Here is a 2,371-nt window from a genome sequence, read left to right on the forward strand (position 1 = left end):
CAGCACGGGCCCACCGTCGCGTCCCTCCCGCACGACGGCCCCGTCCGCTCCGCGCCAGCGCAGCGACGCGCCCCCGCCGCCGGCCGTCCAGTCCGCCCCGAGTTCGTGGTGGACCTGCGCGCCGCGCTCGGCCCCGGCCTCGTGATCAGCGAGGTCGACGCCGGCCACATGCTCTACGTCGACCGGCCGGAGGAGACCGGGACGCTGGTCGCCGCCTGGCTCAGCGCAGGCGGCGCCGACCGGTGAACGGCGGCAGGGTCAGCGGGGTGTGCAGGCCCGGCGGGGCCTCGGCCACGGTGGGGACGGCGCTGACCATGCGCAGCGCGGTCGAGGCGGCGGGATCGTCGGCGGCGGGCCCCGCGAGGTCCATCCGCCAGGGCGGCTCGCCGTCGATCTCGACGCGGTGGCCGCCGGTCGCGCCCGGCGGCGGGGCCGGCCAGTGGGGGGCGATGTCGGCGCGCACCCGGGCGACGTGCTCGACGGTGATCACGGGACGGCCGCGCAGCAGCCCCGACACCTGGAACCGCAGGCCGGCGAGGGCCCCCTTGGCGACGCGGCCGACGTCCTCGGGCGCCGGGCACAGTTCGTAGGTCTCGGTCACCTCGTCCAGCGGAACGGCCAGGTGCTCGGCGAGGAGGCGCACGACCGGGCCCCACGCCCGCCTCGGCCCGCCCGGCCGGACGATCGGCGGACGGTGCCCGAGGGGGCCGCCGAAGCCGAGCCGGGCGCCGGTCTCGGGGTCGTCCCGGCAGGTGAACCGGGTGACCTTGACGGAGTGCACGCGCAGGCAGCCGCCGCTCAGCAGCAGCGGGAGGACGTCGTTCACCGGGCTGGGTCCGAGGGTGAGGCAGGCGGCGCCGCCGGTCGCGCACGCGGACCGGAGCCGGCGCACGAGGGCGCGGTCGGCGGACGGCGGATGGACGAGTGAGGGCAGCATGTCCGAGACCACGCCGGTGCCCGATTCCAGGATGCGGCACAGCTCCCCTGCCGCGTCCCGGGCGCGGGAGGCCGTGTGGCAGACGACATGGGGCCGCCGCGCCAGGAGCGGCGCCGGGTCCTCGGTGGCGCGGATCCCGGCTGGGCGGCCGCTTCCGGCCAGCTCGGCGGCGTCGACGCCGGCGTGCCGGGGGTCGACGGCGACGATCCCGGCGAGTTCGAGGTCCGGGTGCCCGAGCAGCGCCCTGAGCGACGATCTGCCGACGGGTCCGGTGCCCCACTGGCCGACGAGATAGGACATACCACCTCCTTTTAACCAAGCGCTCGGTCGACGCCGGCGCATTCTAGGCAGGCCCGCGCCGCCAGAACGCTCCCCTCGCGGGACGTACATCCGTGCTGGCAGGGAAGGAATGTCTGGTGACACTTCGCGCGGCGGGGCGCACGTTCGGCGTGGAGGAGGAGCTGCTCCTGGTCGACCCGGAGACGGGCGCGCCCCAGGCCCTGTCCGGCTCCGTGATCCACTACGCCCGGCGCCACGACGAGCTGTTCCTGACCGGCGGGCGGCGCTCCAAGGCGCTGGAGACCGAGCTCCAGCGCGAGCAGCTGGAGACGGCCACCCCGGTCTGCGGCTCGCTCGACGAGCTGTCCGACCACGTCCGGTCGGCGCGGATCGCGGCGGGCCAGTCCGCGGCCGGGGTGGGCGCCGCCGTCGCCGCGCTGGCGACGTCGCCGGTCAGCGTCCGTCCCTCGCTCACCCCGTCGCACCGCTACCTGCGGATGGCCGACGCCTTCGGCCCCACCGCCGACGAGCAGCTCACCTGCGGCTGCCACGTGCACGTCGGCATCGAGTCCCCCGAAGAGGGCGCCGCCGTCCTCGACCGGATCCGGCCGTGGCTGCCGCCGCTGCTCGCGCTCAGCGCGAACTCCCCGTTCTGGCAGGGCGCCGACACGGGCTCCGACAGCTGGCGGCACCAGGTCTGGGGCCGCTGGCCCTCCAGCGGCCCGACCGAGCTGTTCGGCTCGGCGAGCGCGTACCGGACGGCGGTGGACGCGCTGCTCGCGACCGGGGTCCTGGTGGACGAGGGCATGATCTATTTCGACGCCCGGCTGTCGCGGCACTACCCGACGGTCGAGATCCGCGTCGCGGACGTGTGCCTGGACGCCGACGACGCCGTTCTGCAGGGTGCGCTGGTGCGGGCGCTGGTCGACACCGCCGCGGACGCGTGGCGGCGGAGCGAGCCGCCCGACCCGGTGCGCACGGACCTGGTGCGCCTGGCCATGTGGCGGGCCGGGCGCTCCGGCCTGCGCGGCGAGCTCGTGCACCCGCGCACCCACACGGCCGCCCCCGCCCGCGAGGTGGTGGCCGCGCTCGTCGAGCACCTGGCCCCCGCGCTCGACCGCGCGGGCGATCTCGACACCGTCGCCAAGCTCCTCG

The 2,371-nt window shown here is 76.6% G+C and carries 3 protein-coding genes; 2 read left to right on the plus strand and 1 reads right to left on the minus strand.

Annotation, left to right across the window (positions count from 1 at the left end; all coding sequences use genetic code 11):
* Positions 1 to 246 (plus strand): hypothetical protein (locus AB0C69_RS41290; protein WP_360362159.1); only part of this gene is annotated, 246 nt, incomplete at its 5' end.
* Here AB0C69_RS41290 and AB0C69_RS41295 read toward each other — a convergent pair.
* A complete protein-coding gene (locus tag AB0C69_RS41295; protein ID WP_360362162.1) occupies positions 221 to 1,237 on the minus strand; it encodes a hypothetical protein in 1,017 nt (338 codons plus the stop codon). The genes AB0C69_RS41290 and AB0C69_RS41295 overlap by 26 nt on opposite strands.
* A 116-nt stretch (positions 1,238 to 1,353) precedes the next feature.
* Between AB0C69_RS41295 and AB0C69_RS41300 the strand changes: the two genes are divergently transcribed.
* A partial coding sequence (locus AB0C69_RS41300; RefSeq protein WP_360362165.1) for a glutamate--cysteine ligase occupies positions 1,354 to 2,371 on the plus strand: 1,018 nt, incomplete at its 3' end.

This window comes from Actinomadura sp. NPDC048032 (assembly GCF_040653175.1).
Lineage (GTDB): Bacteria > Actinomycetota > Actinomycetes > Streptosporangiales > Streptosporangiaceae > Spirillospora > Spirillospora verrucosospora.

Excerpts from the sequence above, each read along its gene's own strand:
- AB0C69_RS41295 (WP_360362162.1), bottom strand. The coding sequence starts at position 1,237 with ATGTCCTATCTCGTCGGCCAGTGGGGCACCGGACCCGTCGGCAGATCG.